This is a genomic window from Pseudomonadota bacterium (genome assembly GCA_026388315.1).
GTDB lineage: Bacteria > Desulfobacterota > Syntrophorhabdia > Syntrophorhabdales > Syntrophorhabdaceae > MWEV01.
Window position 1 is genome coordinate 184,110 of the sequence record JAPLKA010000055.1, and the last position, 18,822, is coordinate 202,931.

17 protein-coding genes are annotated in these 18,822 nt (G+C 44.4%); 9 read left to right on the forward strand and 8 right to left on the reverse strand.

From position 1 onward, the window contains the following. Positions 1-21: 21 nt before the first annotated feature. Complete coding sequence (locus NTX75_08465) at positions 22-1,230, reverse strand: HD domain-containing protein (GenBank protein MCX5816259.1); 1,209 nt, start codon at positions 1,228-1,230, stop codon at positions 22-24. A gap of 298 nt (positions 1,231-1,528) precedes the next feature. Here NTX75_08465 and NTX75_08470 point away from each other — a divergent pair, with 298 nt between their 5' ends. Genes NTX75_08470 through NTX75_08490 form a run of 5 tightly spaced genes read left to right on the forward strand, consistent with a single transcriptional unit; the run spans position 1,529 to position 7,025 of the window. After that, entirely contained in the window at positions 1,529-2,809 is a 1,281-nt protein-coding gene (locus tag NTX75_08470; protein ID MCX5816260.1) for a TolC family protein, read from the forward strand. A 2-nt stretch (positions 2,810-2,811) separates the two neighbouring features. Beyond that, a complete protein-coding gene (locus NTX75_08475) occupies positions 2,812-3,942 on the forward strand; it encodes an efflux RND transporter periplasmic adaptor subunit (protein ID MCX5816261.1) in 1,131 nt (376 codons plus the stop codon). Then, on the forward strand, positions 3,939-4,613 hold the full coding sequence (locus tag NTX75_08480) for an ABC transporter ATP-binding protein (GenBank protein ID MCX5816262.1): 675 nt from the start codon (positions 3,939-3,941) through the stop codon (positions 4,611-4,613). The genes NTX75_08475 and NTX75_08480 overlap by 4 nt, the downstream gene beginning before the upstream one ends. Continuing rightward, on the forward strand, positions 4,582-5,805 hold the full coding sequence (locus NTX75_08485) for an ABC transporter permease (protein MCX5816263.1): 1,224 nt from the start codon (positions 4,582-4,584) through the stop codon (positions 5,803-5,805). The genes NTX75_08480 and NTX75_08485 overlap by 32 nt, the downstream gene beginning before the upstream one ends. Further along, complete coding sequence (locus NTX75_08490; GenBank protein ID MCX5816264.1) at positions 5,802-7,025, forward strand: ABC transporter permease; 1,224 nt, start codon at positions 5,802-5,804, stop codon at positions 7,023-7,025. Before NTX75_08485 ends, NTX75_08490 begins: the two co-directional genes overlap by 4 nt. A 65-nt stretch (positions 7,026-7,090) precedes the next feature. On the opposite strand, the gene NTX75_08495 is transcribed toward NTX75_08490, so the two are convergent. Then, a complete protein-coding gene (locus tag NTX75_08495) occupies positions 7,091-7,492 on the reverse strand; it encodes a zinc ribbon domain-containing protein (protein ID MCX5816265.1) in 402 nt (133 codons plus the stop codon). 290 nt (positions 7,493-7,782) lie between these two features. Between NTX75_08495 and NTX75_08500 the strand changes: the two genes are divergently transcribed. Beyond that, on the forward strand, positions 7,783-8,307 hold the full coding sequence (locus NTX75_08500) for a gamma carbonic anhydrase family protein (GenBank protein ID MCX5816266.1): 525 nt from the start codon (positions 7,783-7,785) through the stop codon (positions 8,305-8,307). A 31-nt stretch (positions 8,308-8,338) separates the two neighbouring features. Here NTX75_08500 and NTX75_08505 read toward each other — a convergent pair whose 3' ends face one another. From NTX75_08505 to NTX75_08530, 6 genes are all read right to left on the reverse strand, one after another. Further along, entirely contained in the window at positions 8,339-8,569 is a 231-nt protein-coding gene (locus NTX75_08505) for a hypothetical protein (GenBank protein MCX5816267.1), read from the reverse strand. Between the two features lie 33 nt (positions 8,570-8,602). Continuing rightward, a complete protein-coding gene (locus NTX75_08510; GenBank protein MCX5816268.1) occupies positions 8,603-11,665 on the reverse strand; it encodes an efflux RND transporter permease subunit in 3,063 nt (1,020 codons plus the stop codon). After that, complete coding sequence (locus NTX75_08515) at positions 11,662-12,741, reverse strand: efflux RND transporter periplasmic adaptor subunit (GenBank protein ID MCX5816269.1); 1,080 nt, start codon at positions 12,739-12,741, stop codon at positions 11,662-11,664. The genes NTX75_08510 and NTX75_08515 overlap by 4 nt, the downstream gene beginning before the upstream one ends. Beyond that, positions 12,738-13,991: a TolC family protein gene (locus NTX75_08520; GenBank protein MCX5816270.1), complete on the reverse strand. Its 1,254-nt coding sequence runs from the start codon at positions 13,989-13,991 to the stop codon at positions 12,738-12,740. The genes NTX75_08515 and NTX75_08520 overlap by 4 nt, the downstream gene beginning before the upstream one ends. A 125-nt stretch (positions 13,992-14,116) precedes the next feature. After that, positions 14,117-14,410, reverse strand: coding sequence for a hypothetical protein (locus tag NTX75_08525; protein ID MCX5816271.1), 294 nt, complete (start codon positions 14,408-14,410; stop codon positions 14,117-14,119). A gap of 93 nt (positions 14,411-14,503) precedes the next feature. Continuing rightward, positions 14,504-15,244 (reverse strand): hypothetical protein, encoded by a 741-nt coding sequence (locus NTX75_08530; GenBank protein ID MCX5816272.1) that lies wholly within the window; start codon positions 15,242-15,244, stop codon positions 14,504-14,506. Positions 15,245-15,612: 368 nt separating this feature from the next. Here NTX75_08530 and NTX75_08535 point away from each other — a divergent pair, with 368 nt between their 5' ends. From NTX75_08535 to NTX75_08545, 3 genes are all read left to right on the forward strand, one after another. Next, a complete protein-coding gene (locus NTX75_08535) occupies positions 15,613-17,595 on the forward strand; it encodes an APC family permease (GenBank protein ID MCX5816273.1) in 1,983 nt (660 codons plus the stop codon). Positions 17,596-17,623: 28 nt separating this feature from the next. Then, complete coding sequence (locus tag NTX75_08540) at positions 17,624-17,905, forward strand: hypothetical protein (protein MCX5816274.1); 282 nt, start codon at positions 17,624-17,626, stop codon at positions 17,903-17,905. Between the two features lie 237 nt (positions 17,906-18,142). Continuing rightward, the gene (locus NTX75_08545; GenBank protein ID MCX5816275.1) at positions 18,143-18,718 is read left to right on the forward strand and encodes a TetR/AcrR family transcriptional regulator; all 576 of its coding nucleotides are present in this window, start codon (positions 18,143-18,145) and stop codon (positions 18,716-18,718) included. Positions 18,719-18,822 lie beyond the last annotated feature (104 nt).

An 18,822-nucleotide genomic window follows, 5' to 3' on the forward strand; every position in this document is an offset into this window, starting at 1 on the left:
GTAAAGTCAATAATGGCGGTATCACCCTGCAACAGCAGAATTTGCTTCAAGGTCTGCATAAATCCTGTCAAATTCGATCCCTGCAATTATCCTGTTTTTGTATTTCCCTCTTATCGATGCCTTTGCTTCGTTCAATTCCTTTGATTTTACACCGTTTTCCAGCGCCAGGTAAGCCTCTGTGAAGGCAGAGAGTTCGTCTACAGCCTTTATGAGTTCTCCATCACGGGGATTACAGGAATCTGAGTTATAACGGTCCGATATCTCATCGGAACTTGCACGGCTTGTTTCACCGTTTATTGTCACGATACTGCTGAATTCATCTTCGGTGAACATCTTCATTTCCTGATGCCACTTATCAGGAATAAGGCCGTATACCTCTTTTTCCATCTGCTCTTTTTCATATTCTTTAATGAGTTCATCCAAACCCTCAATAGAACGTTTCACCGGAGAGATGATGTCTCTTGTGAGGACCTCAGGGAGGTCATGGAATAATCCGGTGAAATAGTTGTTGACGCATCGACGGGTGCAGGAGCCGATCTCCTGCGTGAGGAGGTATGACAGGATTGCCACAATAAGCATATGCCCTAATACCGATATGCGGGGATTCATGTTCACATAGTTCCAGCGCAACTGGAATCTCAACTGACCGCAGAGGTCAATGAAGTTCCTGTATCGTGGATAGAGGGCAAGCTGCTGGATTCCCTTCAGGTCATAGTACTTTTCCTGCCTTTCCTGGAGGAGGTCCTTTATCTTCGGTATTTCATATCCTCCCGGGTTTGCCCTCTCGATAATGTCAAACTCCCAGCGGGTAGCATAAAAATGGGAGGCGCTCAGGATTTTCTTGTTGATTGTATCATCCGTTGTCGAGAAATACCCTTTGAACCTCTCCACAAAACCTTCCCCCAATGGAAATATGACAGTTTCAAGCTGATGAAAAACCCATGCATTCAGTTTATCATATCGGGTATGGTTCTCTTTTATCCTGTTGAATATCTGGGGCTTCAGATCTGTAATGACGATACGCTGAAGAAATTCGAAGAAGCCGCCTTCGATAACTTCCAGCCAGTTGAATCCTTTTTCCCCTTCCTCAAATTTTCCGAGAAAATATGCAATCATCATCTTATGCGCCTGTTTGTCGAGCTCCCTCAATTCAACAGGCCGTATTTTATCGTTCCACCGCTGCATGACGGCAGCGTTGTAAAGCTTAAGGATGAGATATCTGCTAATCACTGTTACCCCCTTTATTTTATCCCGGTCACTTTTATTTCTTTAATCTTCTAAAACATTACTCCATGATGCGGTGAGAGTAAACAATTTTACATTGTAACTTACCTGTACAATAATCAAAAATTATTGTTGACACGAATCGTGCCATTGTATAAACTGAACATGTATTCACATGAACGATTGTTCATATATATCGAGATGAAAAGGGCTGGTGTTATTTTGAAAATTTGCCGTAACTGTGGTATAAATGAACTGTTTCGATGTGAATCTGACATGAAAAGGGTCCCAGTCTAACATATTGATGAAAAAAAACCTCTTTATCTGTATTATCTTCTTTGCCCTTTCCCTTATATCTTCCCATTCTTATTCAATAACCCTCGATGAGGCAGTCAAGAGGGCAATCGATGTTTCTTATCCCATAAAAGAGCAGAAAGAGACCGTTAAAAGAACGGAATTTTCATATATTTCTTCCATTGACCCGTTTCTGCCAACCGTCACCATCCAGACAGGATATACGCGCTATTTGTACGGAGCACCGGTTACTTACACGTCAGGGTTCACGCCCCTTGTCAACAATGAATTTTACAATGCTACAGGTGCTATCTCCTACAGGTTATTTGATGGTGGACTGAGATATGCACAAAGGCAAGGCTCGTTTTCCCTTATGGGCAGGGAGAAGGAGAAACTGCAAGGTATCAGGAATGATGTCTTGTTTAATATCAGGGCAGCTTTTTTCACGGCATTGGGCAAAAGGGTTGTTGTTGAGAAAAGGAACGAGGCATATGAAACAACCAAAAAATTATATGATTTGACAAAGGCCCGATTTACAGAGGGAATAGTCAGAAAAAGCGATGTATTGCAGGCGGAGGTAAGGGTTACATCTTCAAAGATCGATGTGGTCGATGCAGTAACTGATTACGAGAAATCGATGGAGGACCTGAAATCCCTTCTTTTGATAGAGCCTGATGAAAAACATGATGTTGAAGGGTTACTCGAAGCGCCGCAATTCCAGGAAAGCTATCAGAGTCTGACAGAAAAGGCTATTAAAACGAGGCCCGATGTTACTTACCAGTTAAAGGAAATAGACCGTTTAACCAGCGTGTATAAGGAAAAGAAAAGCAACTGGTGGCCGAAGATTGATGTTGGCTTACAACAGGCGAGACAGGATACTTCATTTTTCCCCAATGGCAGAGAAGATACGGTTATGCTGAATTTTAGCTACCCTCTCTTTGATGGTGTTGGAAGATATTACAATATGGAAGGCGCCCAAAAGGATGTTAATGCTGCGAAATACAAGCTTGAAGAAATAAAGAGAAATGTGAAGCTTGATATCATAAAGGCGTACAAGGATTTTGATTTGAGTCTTGAGAACATCAGGATGTATACCGAACTGTTAAGAGAAGCGACAAGCAACTTTAACCAGGCTCTTGGTGAGTACAAGGCAGGGAAAGGCGATATTCTCACACTTATTCAGGCAGAAAAGGATTGGGCAAAGGCAAAAGAGAATCTTGTTGTGTCAATGTATAAATCAAATAATGCCCTTGCTTACCTTCAGAAAGTATCCTATTCAGACGGGAATTAACTATGAAATTGACAAAAAAACGTGTCGTAGGGATTGTTTTATTGGTAATCATAGCGGCCCTTGTTGTTTTTTATTTTACCGGCAAACGGGGCAAATCAGAGAAGATCAGCGGTGAGGTATTTACCGTTAAAAAAGGCAATGTGACAAATTTTGCCGAGCAGACAGGTATCGTAAAGGCACAGGTAGGCGCTATCGTAAAAGTAGGTACAAGGGCTACCGGTGAACTTATCCAGCTTAGATACCAGGTCGGTGATTATGTAAAGAAGGGCGAGCTCATTGCGAAAATTGATGACAGGGAGAAACTTGCAAACATAAGAAATCTCCAGGCTCAGATAGAAGAACAAAAAAAGGATTTGGCCGCTAAAGAGGCGCAGTATCAATACAGCAAGGTAAATTATGAGAGGGAGGAGCGGCTTTTAAAGCAGGAATTTACAACAAGGGACAGTGTTGACAAGGCGAAGAGGGAACTCGATGTATCGGTAGCCCAGGTAGAGCTTGGAAAGGCCAAAGTAGTTGAAGCCATAGAAGCCCTGAAGGCCCTTGAGGTTTCGTTAAGCTATAATAAGATTTATGCCCCCATTTCCGGATATGTTTCACAGGTGACAACCCAGGAAGGTGAGACGGTTGTGGCTGGTCTTGCTGCGGTAAATCTTATTACAGTCATCGATGCTTCAAAGCTGGAAATGTGGATATATGTCGATGAAACAGACATCGGCAGGGTAAAGCCAGCTATGAAGGCTGAATACTGGGTCGATGCATACAGAGACAAGCGGTTTTCAGGGAATATCAGCCTTATCTACCCGCAGCCTGAAATTAAGGAAAATATTGTCTATTACCTTGCCATAGTGAAGATAGACCCGAAAGATACAACTTTCCTGAAACCGGAAATGACCACCCACGTGAGGATTATTATAAGTGAAAAAACAGATGTATTAATTGTCCCGAATGGCGCTGTACGTTTTGAAGACGGGAAAAATGTTGTTTATATAAAGGCAAAAGACAAAACTGAGCGGAAAGAAGTAACGCCGGGCATCAGGGATGACAAGTCTACCGAAATCGTTGCAGGACTCAGCGAAGGAGAGCGTGTTGTGATCCCTGTAGTAAAAAGACTTGCCCCGGGCGCCAAAAAGTGATCACCCTTAAAAACATCAGAAAAAGCTATTTCGTCGGTGAGAGAGAACTTCCGATTCTCAAAGGAATAAACCTTGAGATAAAGCGGGGGGAGTTTGTAATCCTCATGGGTGTTTCCGGATCAGGCAAGACAACCCTCATGAATATTATCGGACTCCTCGATAAGCAGACTGAGGGTGAGTTTTATTTCATGGATACCAGCGTTGAAGGTCTTGATGATGAGGCGCTTGCGGGTTTCAGAAACAGGCATATCGGATTTGTATTTCAGCAGTTTTTTCTTCTCCCCTACTTAAGCGCCATCGAAAACGTTTTGATACCCATGGTGTATTCAACAAAGGAGATAAAACACCCGCGAGACAAGGCAAGGCATTTACTCCAGAGGTTCAATCTTGCCGAGAGGACCCATAACCGTCCCTCACAGCTTTCCGGGGGCGAGCAGCAGAGGGTTGCCATAGCAAGGGCACTCATAAATGATCCTGACCTCATTCTCGCAGACGAGCCTACCGGAGCTCTTGATTCAAAAACAGGGAATGAAATCATGGAGCTTTTTCGCATGCTCAATGAGGATGGCAAGACTGTTATGGTTGTTACCCATGACCCAAAACTCGCATCCTACGGGAGAAGACTGATAAGGATAGAGGATGGGACTATCTCAGAAGATATCACAACTTAGAGAATTTTTAGAAGAAACATTGAAGATCCTTTACTACTACAGGAGCAGGGTGGTATTTTCCTTCTCCGGTGTCGCCCTTGGGATCCTTTCCATCTGTGTCATTGTAACTACAATTGATGGTGCAAATAAGAAGGCCTATGAGATTTTCGAAGCCCTGGGGCCGGATTCTATCATGATCTTCAGCGGAAGCGAAAGACAGCGTACGGCAAGGGAAAGGGTCAATACATTGACGGTCAGCGACGCGGATTTGCTTCAGAGGATTGGAGGTATTTACGATGTTTTAAAGGTCTTTCAGGTGAGAGGCGTCAATATGAAATATCGGGACAGAAAATGGCAGACACAGGTTGTCGGGGGAACCGAAAATTACTTTACATCCTTTAAGTGGGAACTGCAAAGCGGCTCATACTTTTCCCGTGAAGCATATGACAATGCAGAGGCGGAATGTGTGATCGGCGCAAAGGTTTCCGAAGAGTTGTTTAAAGGTGAAAATGCCATCGGCAAGGTCATACAAATCGGTCAGTTGCCGACAAAGGTTGCAGGTGTCCTTGAGGAGAGGGGCGGCTCTGTCGGCGGCCCCAACATGGATGACAGGGTGATTATGCCGTTGACCACTGTTATGAGCAGACTTTCCAATGAAAAGCGGTTTCTCAGCATGATACGATTAAAGACAAACAGAGATGTGGATGCAACCATTGAAGATGTAAAAATGGTGCTTCGGAACAACCATGGTATACCGGATGAGGGCGAAGACAATTTCATGACGAGAAGCTCAAAGGATATACTCCAGTTTGTTTCTGTAATTTCCGGTTCGCTCTTTTTGTTCCTCGGAACTGCATCTATTGTTGCGCTTGTGGTAAGCGGATTTGTGCTTGCCAACCTTTTTTACCTTACAATCCAAGAGAGAAAAAAGGATATCGGTATCAGGAGGGCATATGGGGCAACGAGGAAAGGCATCCTGCTCTCTTTTCTCTTTGAATCAGTCTTTATTACCATCCTTGGGGGTATTGCCGGTGTGTTGCTGAGTATCACCCTTGAAGGCACCTTTGAGAAACTTTTTAATATCCCGATGGAATTTTCATTTAAGGTCGTTATTTTTGCACTGGTTTTCAGCTTCCTTACAGGAGTTTTGTCTGGTCTGAAGCCGGCATTGAAGGCGAGCAGAATCGAACCCATTGAGGCCATTCGCGGATGATATATTCGCTCAAATTCTATCTGAAAATAGCCCTGCAAAACCTCGTTGTCCACAAGGCAAGGATGATGCTTGCCCTCCTTGGTATACTCTTTGCTGTCATGAGTCTCGTTGCTTTCGGGAATATCAGCAGCGGTATGAAACGGAAAATCGATGATGAGATTGGCAGGTTCGGGAAAAATCTTGTTATCCTCAGGGCTGGTCTTGTCTTTCAGGCTGGAAGGGCAACGAAACAGTTTTCAGAGGCCAGGACCCTGAAGCTTTCAGATATAAAACGGATCAAGGAGTCCTTGCAAGGCATAGATGAGATTGCCCCGTATTATGATACGACATATCCTGCACGCTATGAGGATAAGACGCTCAGGGTGAGCGTGATAGGCGTGACGGATAACATTTTTTCCATAAAAAATACAAGCCTTCTCATGGGAAGGTACTTCACAAAAGATGATGATCGTACTACAGAAAAAAAGGTTGTTGTGGGATACAAGGTGTACGACAACCTTTTTGATTTGAAGGACCCCATCGGCAAATACATTCTTCTCTTCAGGGTGCCAACCGAAATTATCGGTGTCATGGAAGAAAAGGGTACAGATTTAACGGGTCAGGATCAGGATATTATTGTGTATATCCCGCTGAATACTTTCATGAGGCGGTACAGCAACATTGATTATATTAAGGGCGCCTACATACAGGCACAGGATGGTATACCGCTCAACGAGATGAAGGCGAGGCTCAGGGCCTTTGTAAGGAAGATCCATAACATGAAAGCCAGCGAGAAAGACGATTTTTCAGTTTTTACCATGGAAGACATACTAAAGACGAGGGAAGAGGGGATACGTCTTGTAACTGTTCTAACCATTATTGCCTCGACGGTATCATTTCTCATAGGGGGGCTGGGCATTTTTGCCATTATGCTCCTTTCTGTTTCTGAACGGAAGATGGAGATCGGCATCAGGAGGGTCGTTGGCTCAAAGAAAAGGGATATTGTCCTCCAGTTTCTCACCGAATCGGTTATTGTGGCCCTTATTGGAGGCGCCTTTGGCGTTGCCGTTGGTTTTGCGATTACCATCATAGTAGACTATTTCGGGGGATTTCCCATTGTGTTCGGATTGCAGAATATTTTCATTTCCCTTTTCATAAGTATGATCGTAGGTGTCCTCGCAGGTATCTATCCTGCCATCCAGGGTACCAAGTACGAGCCTGTGAAGGCATTGTATTCATGATAATGGCAGAGGGCAGAAATATCTCTTCAATAATCTATCCTGTCAGATTCAAATTATCAGGTGGTTTATTTCGGAGTTTTCGATTTGAGTATCGCAAGTATTTCACTGCAGTGATCGGCAACGTCAGCAACAGCACGCGTCAACTGACCTGAAACAATAATAATAATGCCACCAACAACCCCCAGTAACGGGCCAAATATTATTAGTGATGAAGGCATTCCCTTTTCAGCAAAGGCCATAATTAACCCTGTTATACTGAAGGCAAATATCAGCCATCCGGCCAATGAAGAAACTTGTGCCATCATTCTCGAAGATTTATATGTAGATGAGAAGCGAGAAAGAGCATCATCTTTTGCAATTTCTTCCTTAACAACCTTTGCAACATCAGGATTAGCGCCACAGTGTTTGCATGTTTTGGTATTCGGATGAACCTTTTTCCCACACGATAGACATTCTTTATACGCCATCATCCCCTCCTTTTTTTGTTTAATATTCAGGGCATCTTTTCTTTCTTAAAGAGTAGTATACATTTCTGCGTAGAAATGGACAAGACCTAAAAGGTAACGGTATGATATAATTGCATAAATGTCCAACATTTTATGGAAAAACAGGCCTTGTTTCGATATAATAATCCCATAGCAAATATCCGAAGAAAGGAGCCTTCAGTGGCCATATCCAGACAGGTACAGAGAGCAGAAGACAGAGAGCGACTATGCAGTAAGCACTAAGCGCCAATTCTAAATTACAGGAGTATTATATGCTATACAGTTTTGACGGAAAAGAACCAAGGGTGGGCAAGGACACATATGTAAGCGAACATGCCCTTGTTATCGGAGATGTACAAATAGGGGATGAGTGCTATATCGGGCACGGGGTAATACTACGAGGTGATTACGGTACCATCGAGATTGGTTCGGGCACGGCCGTTGAAGAGGGGGTTGTTGTTCATGCCCCGCCAGATAAAGTCTGCAGTATCGGCGAAAGGGTTACTATCGGCCATGGAGCTATTATTCATTCAGCGATCATCGGGCGGATGAGCGTCATAGGCATGGGAGCTGTTCTGAGCATCTATTCTGAAATCGGCAAAAACACCATCATTGCGGAAGGTTCCATTGTAAAGATGAGGCAGATTATACCCGGCGGCGTTGTGGCAGGAGGCAATCCCGCAAAGGTGATACGTAAAATCGCCCCGAAAGATGAAGAATACTGGGGCATGGCAAAGCAACTCTATATCGCCCTGGCCAAAAAATATCTTGGTATAGGGATGCAGAGGATCGATTAAATTTGCACAACGGCCATCAACTTCATAACACTTATACAACGATAACCCTGTCAGGGTCGGGAAGGCTGAGAACGAAGTCCTTCACCTCCTCAAAATCTGCACTATCTAAATCTACACCCTTTTCAAGCCGTATATAGTTGTGACCGCCGGGCTTTTCGGTAGGGAAGGTGAACCCGAAGTCGATGTAATTTTCTCCCACACGAATATAGGTCAGTGTTTCCAGATTAATGATGTAGTGTTTGATTCTTATAAATTGAGACACGCGACACCCCCTTTTTTGTATTTTATGGACCGGTTATTCCTCAATACGGACAAATTTAAAAAGCAATGGCATGACGAGGAGAATGATACCGGTGCCTATCAGCATGCCGCCAACCACTACAATGGCAAGGGGCTTCTGAATTTGGCTCCCCACGCCATGAGCCAGAGCGGCAGGAAGAAGTCCCAATGAGGCGGTAAGACCGACCATAAGAATCGACCTGAATTTTTCCCTCACTGTTTCAATGATTGCCAGTTGACGGCTTTTCTTCTCCTTGTATACTTCAAGATAATGACTTATTAAAATACATGTTTTAAATGTTGATATGCCGATGATCGATATAAAACCGACTATCGCAGAGATACTAAGAGACTGACCCGTAACGAGGAGGCTGACGAGTCCGCCAAAGACAGCGCAGACAGGAGCGACTATGGTGAGCAGAACATTTCTCATGTTTCCATGAAACATATAAAGCAATGTAATGATAAGAAAAATTGCCAGAGGGATAGAAAAATAGAATCTTCTGAAGGCCTCTTTCATTTCATTGAATATACCGCTCCATTCCATAAAATACCCTTCGGGAATATTGGCCTTTACGGCTTCTTTCTGCGCCTTCTCCACTGTTCCCCCCAAATCTTTTGAAGATACGCGGAATTTAATTGGTATGAAGCGCCTGTGGTTTTCTCTGAAAATTGATGATGCCCCTGTATCATACCGTATTTTCGCCATCCTGGAAAGCGGCACCACCCCTCCACCTGGCAGAACTATTGGAATATGTGCTATCTTTTGAGGCTCATTCCTGTAATCAAAGGGAAAGCTTACCTGGAGTGCAAAGTTTTTATCGCCTTCTATAATCTGGCTTACAACTTTCCCTCCCAGTGCAGCCGAGACCATGTCGAGTACCTCCTGGACGCTTAAACCAAGAGCCGCCACATCTTCCCTGTCAACCTCTATCAGGAGGTTTGGCTGGCCAAGTTCCTTGTATATGTCAACGTCATTTATCCCCCGAACCTTTTCAATCTTCTCCTTGATCTCCCTTGCAGTTCTGTCGAGTTCATTAAGATCATCTCCGAATACCTTTATCGCATTCTCGCCACCCTTTATTCCCGAGCTTTCCTCATCAAGATTGTCCTGCATGTACTGGGACAAGCTAATAGTGGCGTTGGGCAATAAACGGGTAAGTTTTTCCCTTACCTCTTCCTCTAATTGTTCTTTTGTTATGGACCGTTTCCACTTATTGTAAGGGTGGAGATTCATATAATACTCACTGTTGAACGGCCCTGTTGCCTCTGTGCCATCTTCAGGCCTTCCGACACGGATAGCAACCGATTTTGCTTCAGAGAAACCAATGAGAATATCTCTTACTTTTTTGGCGACTTCATGCGTTTTGCTGAGTGACACGGAATAAGGCAATGTGATCCTGATATATACATTCCCTTCATCCATTTTCGGAAGAAACTGGGTACCTATTACGGCAAAGCTGGTTACGAACCCGCCAAGAATTACACCGGCAGTGACTATAAGAACGAGACGGGACCTCTGCATCAAAAATGTTACGCACCGCACATAATGTTCACTCATTGTTTCAACAAATCGAAAACCCTTCCCTTCATGCCCTTCAAGGAATGTGTGGATGGATGCGATGAGGTAAGTAAAGGTGAGCAACAAGGTAAAGATGAGGGCATAGGAATATGTTTTTGCCATGGGTGAGAATATCTGTTTTTCAGCGCCCTTCATGGTAAAAATAGGAATGAATGCAATGATAATGATACAAACAAGAAGGATAATGGGAACCCCTACTTCTTTTGTTGCCCTCACAAGGGATCTTTCATGTACTGCCTTTGCCTGGGTTCCGCTGATAGATCCGTATTTCCTCGCAACGCGTATGTAGTTTTCAGTTAAAACAAGGGCAATATCTGCAATGATACCAAAATCGATGGCGCTGATTGAAAGGAGGTTTGCAGAATCCCCCGTGACAGCCATTACCGCAAGGGTAATTGCCAGTGAAATAGGTATGACAAGGGCCGTCATAATCGCTGCACGGATATTCCCCAGGAAAACAAAGAGTGTGATGGCTACAAGGGCTATACCCAGGGAAGCAGACTCAATAACCTTTTTTATTACCGTGCTTATAAGTTGCCACCGCTCGTAGTAAGGGGATATCCGAATACCTTTCGGAAGTATCTTAGTGTTCAGTTCCTTGATTTTATCGTTAATGGACTGTATGGAGGGGATACTCTTTTCGCCCCTCCTGAGTATTACGTTCCCCATTACCGCGTCGTCATTTTTATTGAATAGTATGATGCCTGTTCTTGGAATATTTCCGAGGCTCACCTGTGCTATGTTTTTAATAAGCACAGCTTTACCGTTTTTATATATAACGGCATTGTTTTCTATGTCCTCGAGACTCTTTATGAGCCCTATACCCCTTACCATATAGTACTGATCGCCCAGCTCGATAGTTCTCCCGCCTACATTCACATTCGATTTTGACAGTGCATCCATTACCTGTGACAGGGTTATGCCGTATTTTATCAGATTTTCGGGGATTACCTTGACAACATAGGCCTTGATGTACCCTCCGTAGCTTGCCACGTCCTCAACACCCTGGGCAGTTTTGATATAACGGCCTATGGTCCAGTCCTGGAGTGTCCTCAGCTCCATCAGGTTGTTGGAACCGGAGACGACATACTGCATTACCTCACCCATGTCTCCTGCGATGATATTGCCCTGCACTCCATCGGAGAGCGATATGCCGGCGAGTCTGTTTATAACCTCCTGTTTTGCTTCTCTGTATGAAATGTCATATGAAAATTTACACTTCACATCTGCAAGGCCATATATAGAGATTGAGTTTATTCGCTCCATACCCCTCATGCCTGCAAGGCCAACCTCCATCGGTATGGTAATGCGCCTCTCCACCTCTTCGGCAGACTTCCCTTCATAAATGGCAACAATTTCAATACTCGGTGCAGATGGATCAGGAAAAGCCTCAACATTGAGGCTTTTCACGACAAAAAGCGACATAATGAACATGGTAAACGTTAAAACCAGCAGGATGCCACTGTGGGTAGCAACAAAAACGGTCAGTTTTCTCATGGCTTTTCCAGTTCTATGGCAGTAAGGACAATCTCCTCTCCTTCGGCAACACCCTCAACTGCCATAAGTTTTCCCGGGATCTCTTTGACAGGTTTTATTTCTTTCAGATTATTCTTGCCATCCTTGTCAGGACGATATACATAGAATTTTCCTTCTTTATAGACCATCGCCGATTGCGGGATCAAGGAGAGCTGCCTCTTCTCTCCTTCTATTTTTAATTGTAAAAACATATTGTGTTTGAAGAGGTCCTTTTTGTCCATAATTCTGATGTAGGTTTTTACAGTCTTAAGATCTACGTCCGATACATCGCTCACATATGTGACAATGCCTTTGAATGCTACATTCGGGAGGGTATCTACATGGAAGGTAACATTACTCCCTCTTTTTACTTTTTGAATGTCTGTATCGTATATATTTGCCACAACCATTATATTATTGGGGTCTGCCATCGTCATTAATGGCGTTGATGCATCCACCTTGTCGCCCGTGTGTGTCTGGATGTCTGCAATATATCCGTTCATGGGCGCCCTAATCATCACCGTATCCATCCGGCCTTGCTTCAGTCCGACTGCATCATTGTCCGCTGAAAAGCCATATATGCTTAGCTTACTCTTCAACCCCTCTGCTATGGCGTTTAACTGTTTATAGTTTGATTCACTGTTCAGCAGGTCATTTTTTGTAACCGCACCGATCTCGAAGAGCTGTTTATTGAGGTTGTATATACGCTCTGCCTGTTTCGACTGTGTGAGCGTTGATAGATAATTTGAGTGTGTATCGGTCACATCGGGGCTTGTAATGCTAATGAGGGCATCTCCTTTTTTCGCCTTGTCGCCGACTTTCACAAATATTTTACTGACAGTACCGGCAAGGTAAGGAAGTATCCTGGATGTGCCTTCAATGTCTGGTTGGATGCTTCCCGTTGCTTCAACGTAGGAACGCAATTCTGTGGTAGTAACCTTATAGGTTTTTATTTCTTGTTTCTCTGCTTTTGCGTTTTTTTCACCTGCCCTGCCGCAACCCGAAATGAGAAGAACGAGCACGAGCACAACGAGTGATGGAATAATCCGCCTCATCATTTTATTTCTCCTGTATATACTTTTATGAGATGCCCGTTGAGCACCGACTGGATAAAGGTCTGGTGATATTTTGTGATAAAATCTCTGTATGTTTTCTGGGTGTCAAGTAGTTCAAGCACCGTGATTCCTCCTAAAGAAAAGGCCTTTTCACTGTTCTGCATGAGGGTATCCATCTGATCCTTGTTGTCCCTGTAGGATTCGAAGACCTTCAGGGCCGCAGTGTAATTGTTGAGTGCCAGGTGTACATCCGACGCTATTCTCCTCTTTGTCTTTGCAAGCTGGACATCGAGCTGCTGCATTTCGGCGGTGCGCTTCGCAATTTCCCCCTGATACCTGTTGAAGATTGGCAGTGGGACGCTTATGCCCATACCGATCCCCGATGTGGCCGGGTTGCCTGTAGAATCGTATTCGCCGCCTATCGAAAAGTCGGGAATCCTGTATGCCTTAGCAAGCGAAATATTGTTCTCAGCCGCCTTACGCTGACGTTGAAGAGAGAGGAGATCGTGCCTGTTTTCGTTTGCAACGGCAAAGAGGTCTGCCTCAACAAAGGTCGGATAACGATCCTGTATATAAACTCTTGCAGGCTTGCGCCGTACATCGCTGCCCAAGAGGAGGCTGAATGAATCGATGTCGTTGAGCAACTGGTTTGCAAGGTTTGTATGGTTGTTCTCAAGGTCGATTTTACCAACCTTGAGCTTTGTATAATCGATTGAAGAGAGAAACCCTGCGCTAAACCGTTTCTCTGCAACCTGAAGCAGCCTGTTATACCGGGCAAGTTCATTGCGGGCAAATTCAATACTCAAATCATCGAGGTTGAGGGTGTAATAAAGGTTGTAGAAGCCAATGAGAAGGTTCCTGATTACATCCTTATGGGATATCCGTGTCGCCTCGAGGACCTCAGAGGCAACACCTGTCCGCAAAGCCCTTTTGCCGCCCGTTTCGATGAGCTGGTCTACCCGTACGGTCAACTGGGTATTGTCCCATCGGGAAGTCTTCCACTGAGACATGGCCAGGTTGTTGTAGTTTACGGTAAGGTTCGGGTTCGGTAGTAATTTTGCGGTTACGTAATCGGCATACGCCTTGTCAATCTCATATTTACTTGCAACAATGTCAAAGTTGCTCTTGTAAAATTGGACAAGGGCCTCATCGAGCCCGATCTCTTCATAGCACAATGCCACAGGCGTAACAGCCAGTGTGATTAAGAGTATAATTACACATATATGCAGTATCGGTTTTTTTATCAGTTTCATTGACTACCTCAGAAAAAAGTTTTCCCTTCAATTCCCGGATAAGCCTGATAAAACTTCATCTGAATTACTCAGATGATTACAATAGTATTTATGTGCCGGCAGGTTTTGGCAGGCGCGCAGGATTATTACACGGTATGTGTTGCCGGTGGACCTCTGTAAAGGTGGGATGATAAGTGGAGCTGGCTTACGATGTGCTCTATGCTGGGAGACAGGTAGAACCCTGAAGAAGCATTGAGAAGATATGGCATCGGGTCGTAGTAAGCCGTTGAGGCCAACTCAACCCCGGAATCTACACAAACAGGGAATTTGATTTTTGAATTCCTGTTTATCTGCTCGGACTCGATGGTTAAAATGGAGGTCAGAAAAAAAGCGACAAAAACAATCGCAGTGACTTTAAAAAAAGTTTTTGTAGAAACCATTAAAAATCCTGTTTACCGAATATATTTGTGAAAAAATAGCACAGAACAGGGGGAATGTAAATTTAAATGTTGAAACGCATACGCATCCCTGCTTTACCACAGTTTATCGCTTACCACCCTCAAGCCCATTCCCACAAATGTGTTGATCTGGTCGCTCCCGAAGAGTCCTGACCCGCCCGTAAAATCAATCTGGATATGGTCGCTTACTATGTGGCGAAAACCTGCCTGATATGCGCCTCCAATTTTTCCTGCATAGGGATCATTACAGAATATTTCCATAACTGCGTGTAGACCCCCGATCATGCGGATCTGGGTGCCGAGTCCCCATGTGCCAACGGTAATCTCGCTGCTGGTGGATATGCCGATGTTGGCATGGATAAGCACCCGTTCCCGGTCAAAAAGGGATTCCGTCATTGCGGCGTAGGCAAATCCGCTCCATTGCTCCGGCCTGAAATCGCCTCTGCCCCATGGCGGAGAGGCGCCGACAGCCATTGCCATCCCGGGATAACTGTTTGGTTTGGCCTCCCATAAGAGGTACTTAAACTGCACGAGAGGTCCGGTAATAGAAAAGCTGCGGTTCGATTCCTTGTCGAGGGGGAAGCCATCGACAAAACCCACTGTCACCTCAGATCGGGCTGTCGGACCAATGGCAGCCAGGTTCAGGTTCGAAAAAGAGTCCTTTGTGTACCGTACAGAGGTCTCAACCTGTCCCTGATGGTCCCCCACAACGCGGGCATCATCGGTAACAAAGGGGCGGACGGCAAATACCGGCCGAACAATAGCAAGGGACAGAAAAATAAACAATGGAAAAAATAAGGCCTTCAATAAATTCATGATTTTTTCATCCTGAATAGACCACTAAATAAACATTCTTTACCACAAAAATATAGCCATTGTTTAAAACAAATGGTGGTGTTTTGTCAATGCCACAATCCGTAATCACAATTCTCTACCTCTTCAGATATGTTCTTTTTTGCAGCCCCCTGCACCTCTGAGTCGATAAGATACTGAAATAACTGGATGTTGCTTCGCAACATGACGTGAACGAGGCAAGCATCGGGGAATGGACCCGAAGAGATTCGATTTGCATTCCTTTTCCTTTTAGAGTTACAATTATCTCAAAGGTATGTCACTTGAAAAATCAGCTATTATAAATCCCAACATAAAAATCAAGCACATCAACAGCAAAGGAGAGTATTAATATGGAGCCAGACATTTCAGAGCCGGAACCGAGTTTATTTGAAAGGTTTAAGCGAAAAGTCATAGGTGCGCCAAAGGATGTCAATGAACCTTCCATATTTCATAAACTTTCACTCATACCGATACTCGCGTGGATTGGCCTCGGGGCAGACGGTCTTTCATCTTCTTCCTATGGTCCCGAAGAGGCATTCAGGACATTGGGGTCCCATACATACCTTGCCATTTTTATCGCCCTTGCAACGGCGTTTACCGTAGTTATCATATCCTATTCTTATACCCGGATCATCGAACACTTCCCTCATGGAGGCGGAGGCTACATCGTTGCAACCCACACCATCAGCAAGGATGCAGGGGTTATTTCCGGCTGTGCGCTGCTCGTTGATTATATGTTAACAATAACGGTCTCCCTTGTCTCCTGCGGTGATGCCATATTCAGTTTCTTTCCCCTCCCCTTCCAGAAGTACAAGTTAATTTTTGTAGGATTTCTTATTGTTCTTCTCGTTATTTTGAATTTAAGAGGGGTAAAGGAATCGGTAACGCTACTTGCACCGATTTTTGTCATTTTTATTATTACCCATATCCTGCTTATCGGCTCCGGCATTTTCAGCCATATCGGCGAGGTGAAGCCACTTGTGACTGAAATGAAAGGAAATCTCCAGACCGGTTTGGCAAGTGTGGGATTTGTTGGACTTATGGCTATCTTTTTGCGGGCCTTCTCCATGGGTGCAGGAACATACACCGGTATCGAAGCGGTCTCAAACGGCATGCAGATTATGCGTGAACCAAAAGTTCAAACAGGGAAAAGGACTATGGTATACCTTGCAACATCCCTTGCCATAACGGCTGGCGGTCTTCTGGTCTGCTATCTTCTTTTCAGGATAAAACCCGAGGAAGGCAGGACACTCAATGCAATCCTGTCCGAACAGGTTTTTGCGCATTGGCCTCTTGGAGGATTATTGGCCCTTATAACGATTCTCACTGAGGGCGCACTTCTCACGGTAGCCGCTCAAACCGGTTTTATTGACGGTCCGAGGGTTATGTCAAATATGGCTATCGACTCCTGGCTTCCCCGTCGTTTCGCATCGTTATCTGAACGGCTCACCATGCAGGACGGGGTTATCCTCATGGGGCTTGCAGCGTTTATTTTACTTATATACACGCATGGTTCCATTACAGCCCTTGTTATTATGTACTCCATTAATGTTTTTGTTACCTTTTCCCTCTCCCAGCTCGGCATGGTCCGCTTCTTTCTCCATAACAGAGAAAAAGACAAAAAATGGAAACAGCATATCGTGATTCATATCGTAGGGTTAATACTCTGCCTTACAATTCTCACCGTTACTGTTTACGAAAAATTCGGTGAAGGCGGCTGGGTCACAATCGTAATTACATCAATGGTAATAGGATTATGTTATCTGATTCGTGCTCACTACCGTAAAGTAAGGCTTGGCGTAAAAAAGCTTGAAGAGATGCTCTCAGATATTCCTGCCTCGGAACCATTCAATAATGACCCTATTGACCCGAAAGAAATGACCGCTATCCTTCTCGTTAGCGGGTATAATGGATTTGGTTTGCACACATTGCTTTCTATTGTCCGCTATTTCCCCGATGTTTATAAAAACTATATTTTTCTCTCTGTTGCAGAGATTGATTCCGGTTCCTTTAAAGGCGTTGCTGAAATAGAAGCCTTAAAAGAATCTGTCAAAAATGATCTCATGAAATATGTAAAGGTTACCCGCCATCACGGTTTCCCTGCTGACTGCAGAACAATCGTAGGGACCGATGTGGTAGATGAAGCCTCTGATCTTGTTGAAGCAACGGTCAAAGAGTTTCCAAGATCAACCGTATTTACAGGAAAATTAGTATTTCGGCATGAAAATCCATTCCAGAAGATACTCCATAATGAAACAGCCCACTCGATTCAGCGCAGGCTGCAGTGGAACGGCATCCCAACGGTCATTTTGCCGATCCGGGTGGACGTATAGATCTATCGTGTGAGAAGGAGGTTGCCCGGTGCTGAGAAAGTCCTGTTCGAGAAAGCTCGTCTTCTTTGTACTCTTGTCCCTTTTCTCGATTATTGTGATGGTTTCCTCTACGACAGCTAAAGCCAAACGAGGTGAGCAACCACGGTGCCAGGAGGAATGCCTGGCTACACACTCCGCGAGGATGAAGCTTCTGTCGGAGGAGTATGCGAAGATAGGCGATAAGATGAAGTATCAGGATGCAGTGGAAGATGAGGCTTCGCGCTATTTTCGATGCCTTACCAATTGTCGGGAGCTCATGCAGGTCAAGTAGAGGTAGAATGAGTTCGGTGGATGGATTCGCTCCTCGGCGGGGACGGCTGAGACGTACAACTCAAGCTCACTCTTTCTCGCAGTAACGTACAACGACAGCGGCTGTTGGCATGTCTACATTTGTATTTGAAAATCCATTCCTTCATCAATCCTCTCTCTGAGACAGACAGCATGTTTTATTCATGTATATAGTTCTTGACATTCTATGATGACTTTTATATTCTGAACATAAGTTCATATGAACAGACGTTCAGCAAAAGATTCAAAAAGCAACATTCTTAATGCCGCATTGAAGGCATTTTCAGAGCACGGATATAGCGGTGCAAATATGAGAATGATTGCCAATAATGCCAATATGAGTGTCGGCGGTATTTACCTCTATTTCAGAAACAAGGAAGATTTGTGTCTGACCCTCTTGAATGAGCGGCTGGATGAACTCTCCGAAAAAACGGAAAGGGCCGTTAAGGGCGTGAACAACCCCGCTGAGGCAATTGGGAAAGTTATTACGATCAACCTTGAGTATGCAAGAAAACACAGAGAAATCATCCTGGCTCAGAACAGAGATAAAGGGTTTGCATTCGGGATTGATGTGAAAAAAAAGTTTTTCCGAAAACAGAGGAAGCTTGTGGAGAAGATAATTAAGGAGGGTGTACGGACAGGTGATTTCTTTGAATGCAACGTGGCGGAAGTGACAAAAATAGTGATCGCCGTGCTGCGCGGATTTGTTCTTTCTATGCTCCTCGAACCCGATGGCTTTTTTAGCGTCAAAGGCTGTTGTGAGTTTGTGCTTCGCGGGCTGTTAAGGAGCGTATGAGCCGGTATACATATTGCAAAAGTTTATGTTTTAAATATCGATTCACATTATGGAACCGGAATACAATACTCAGGTACATTGTGATGAAACAAATGACCGCCATA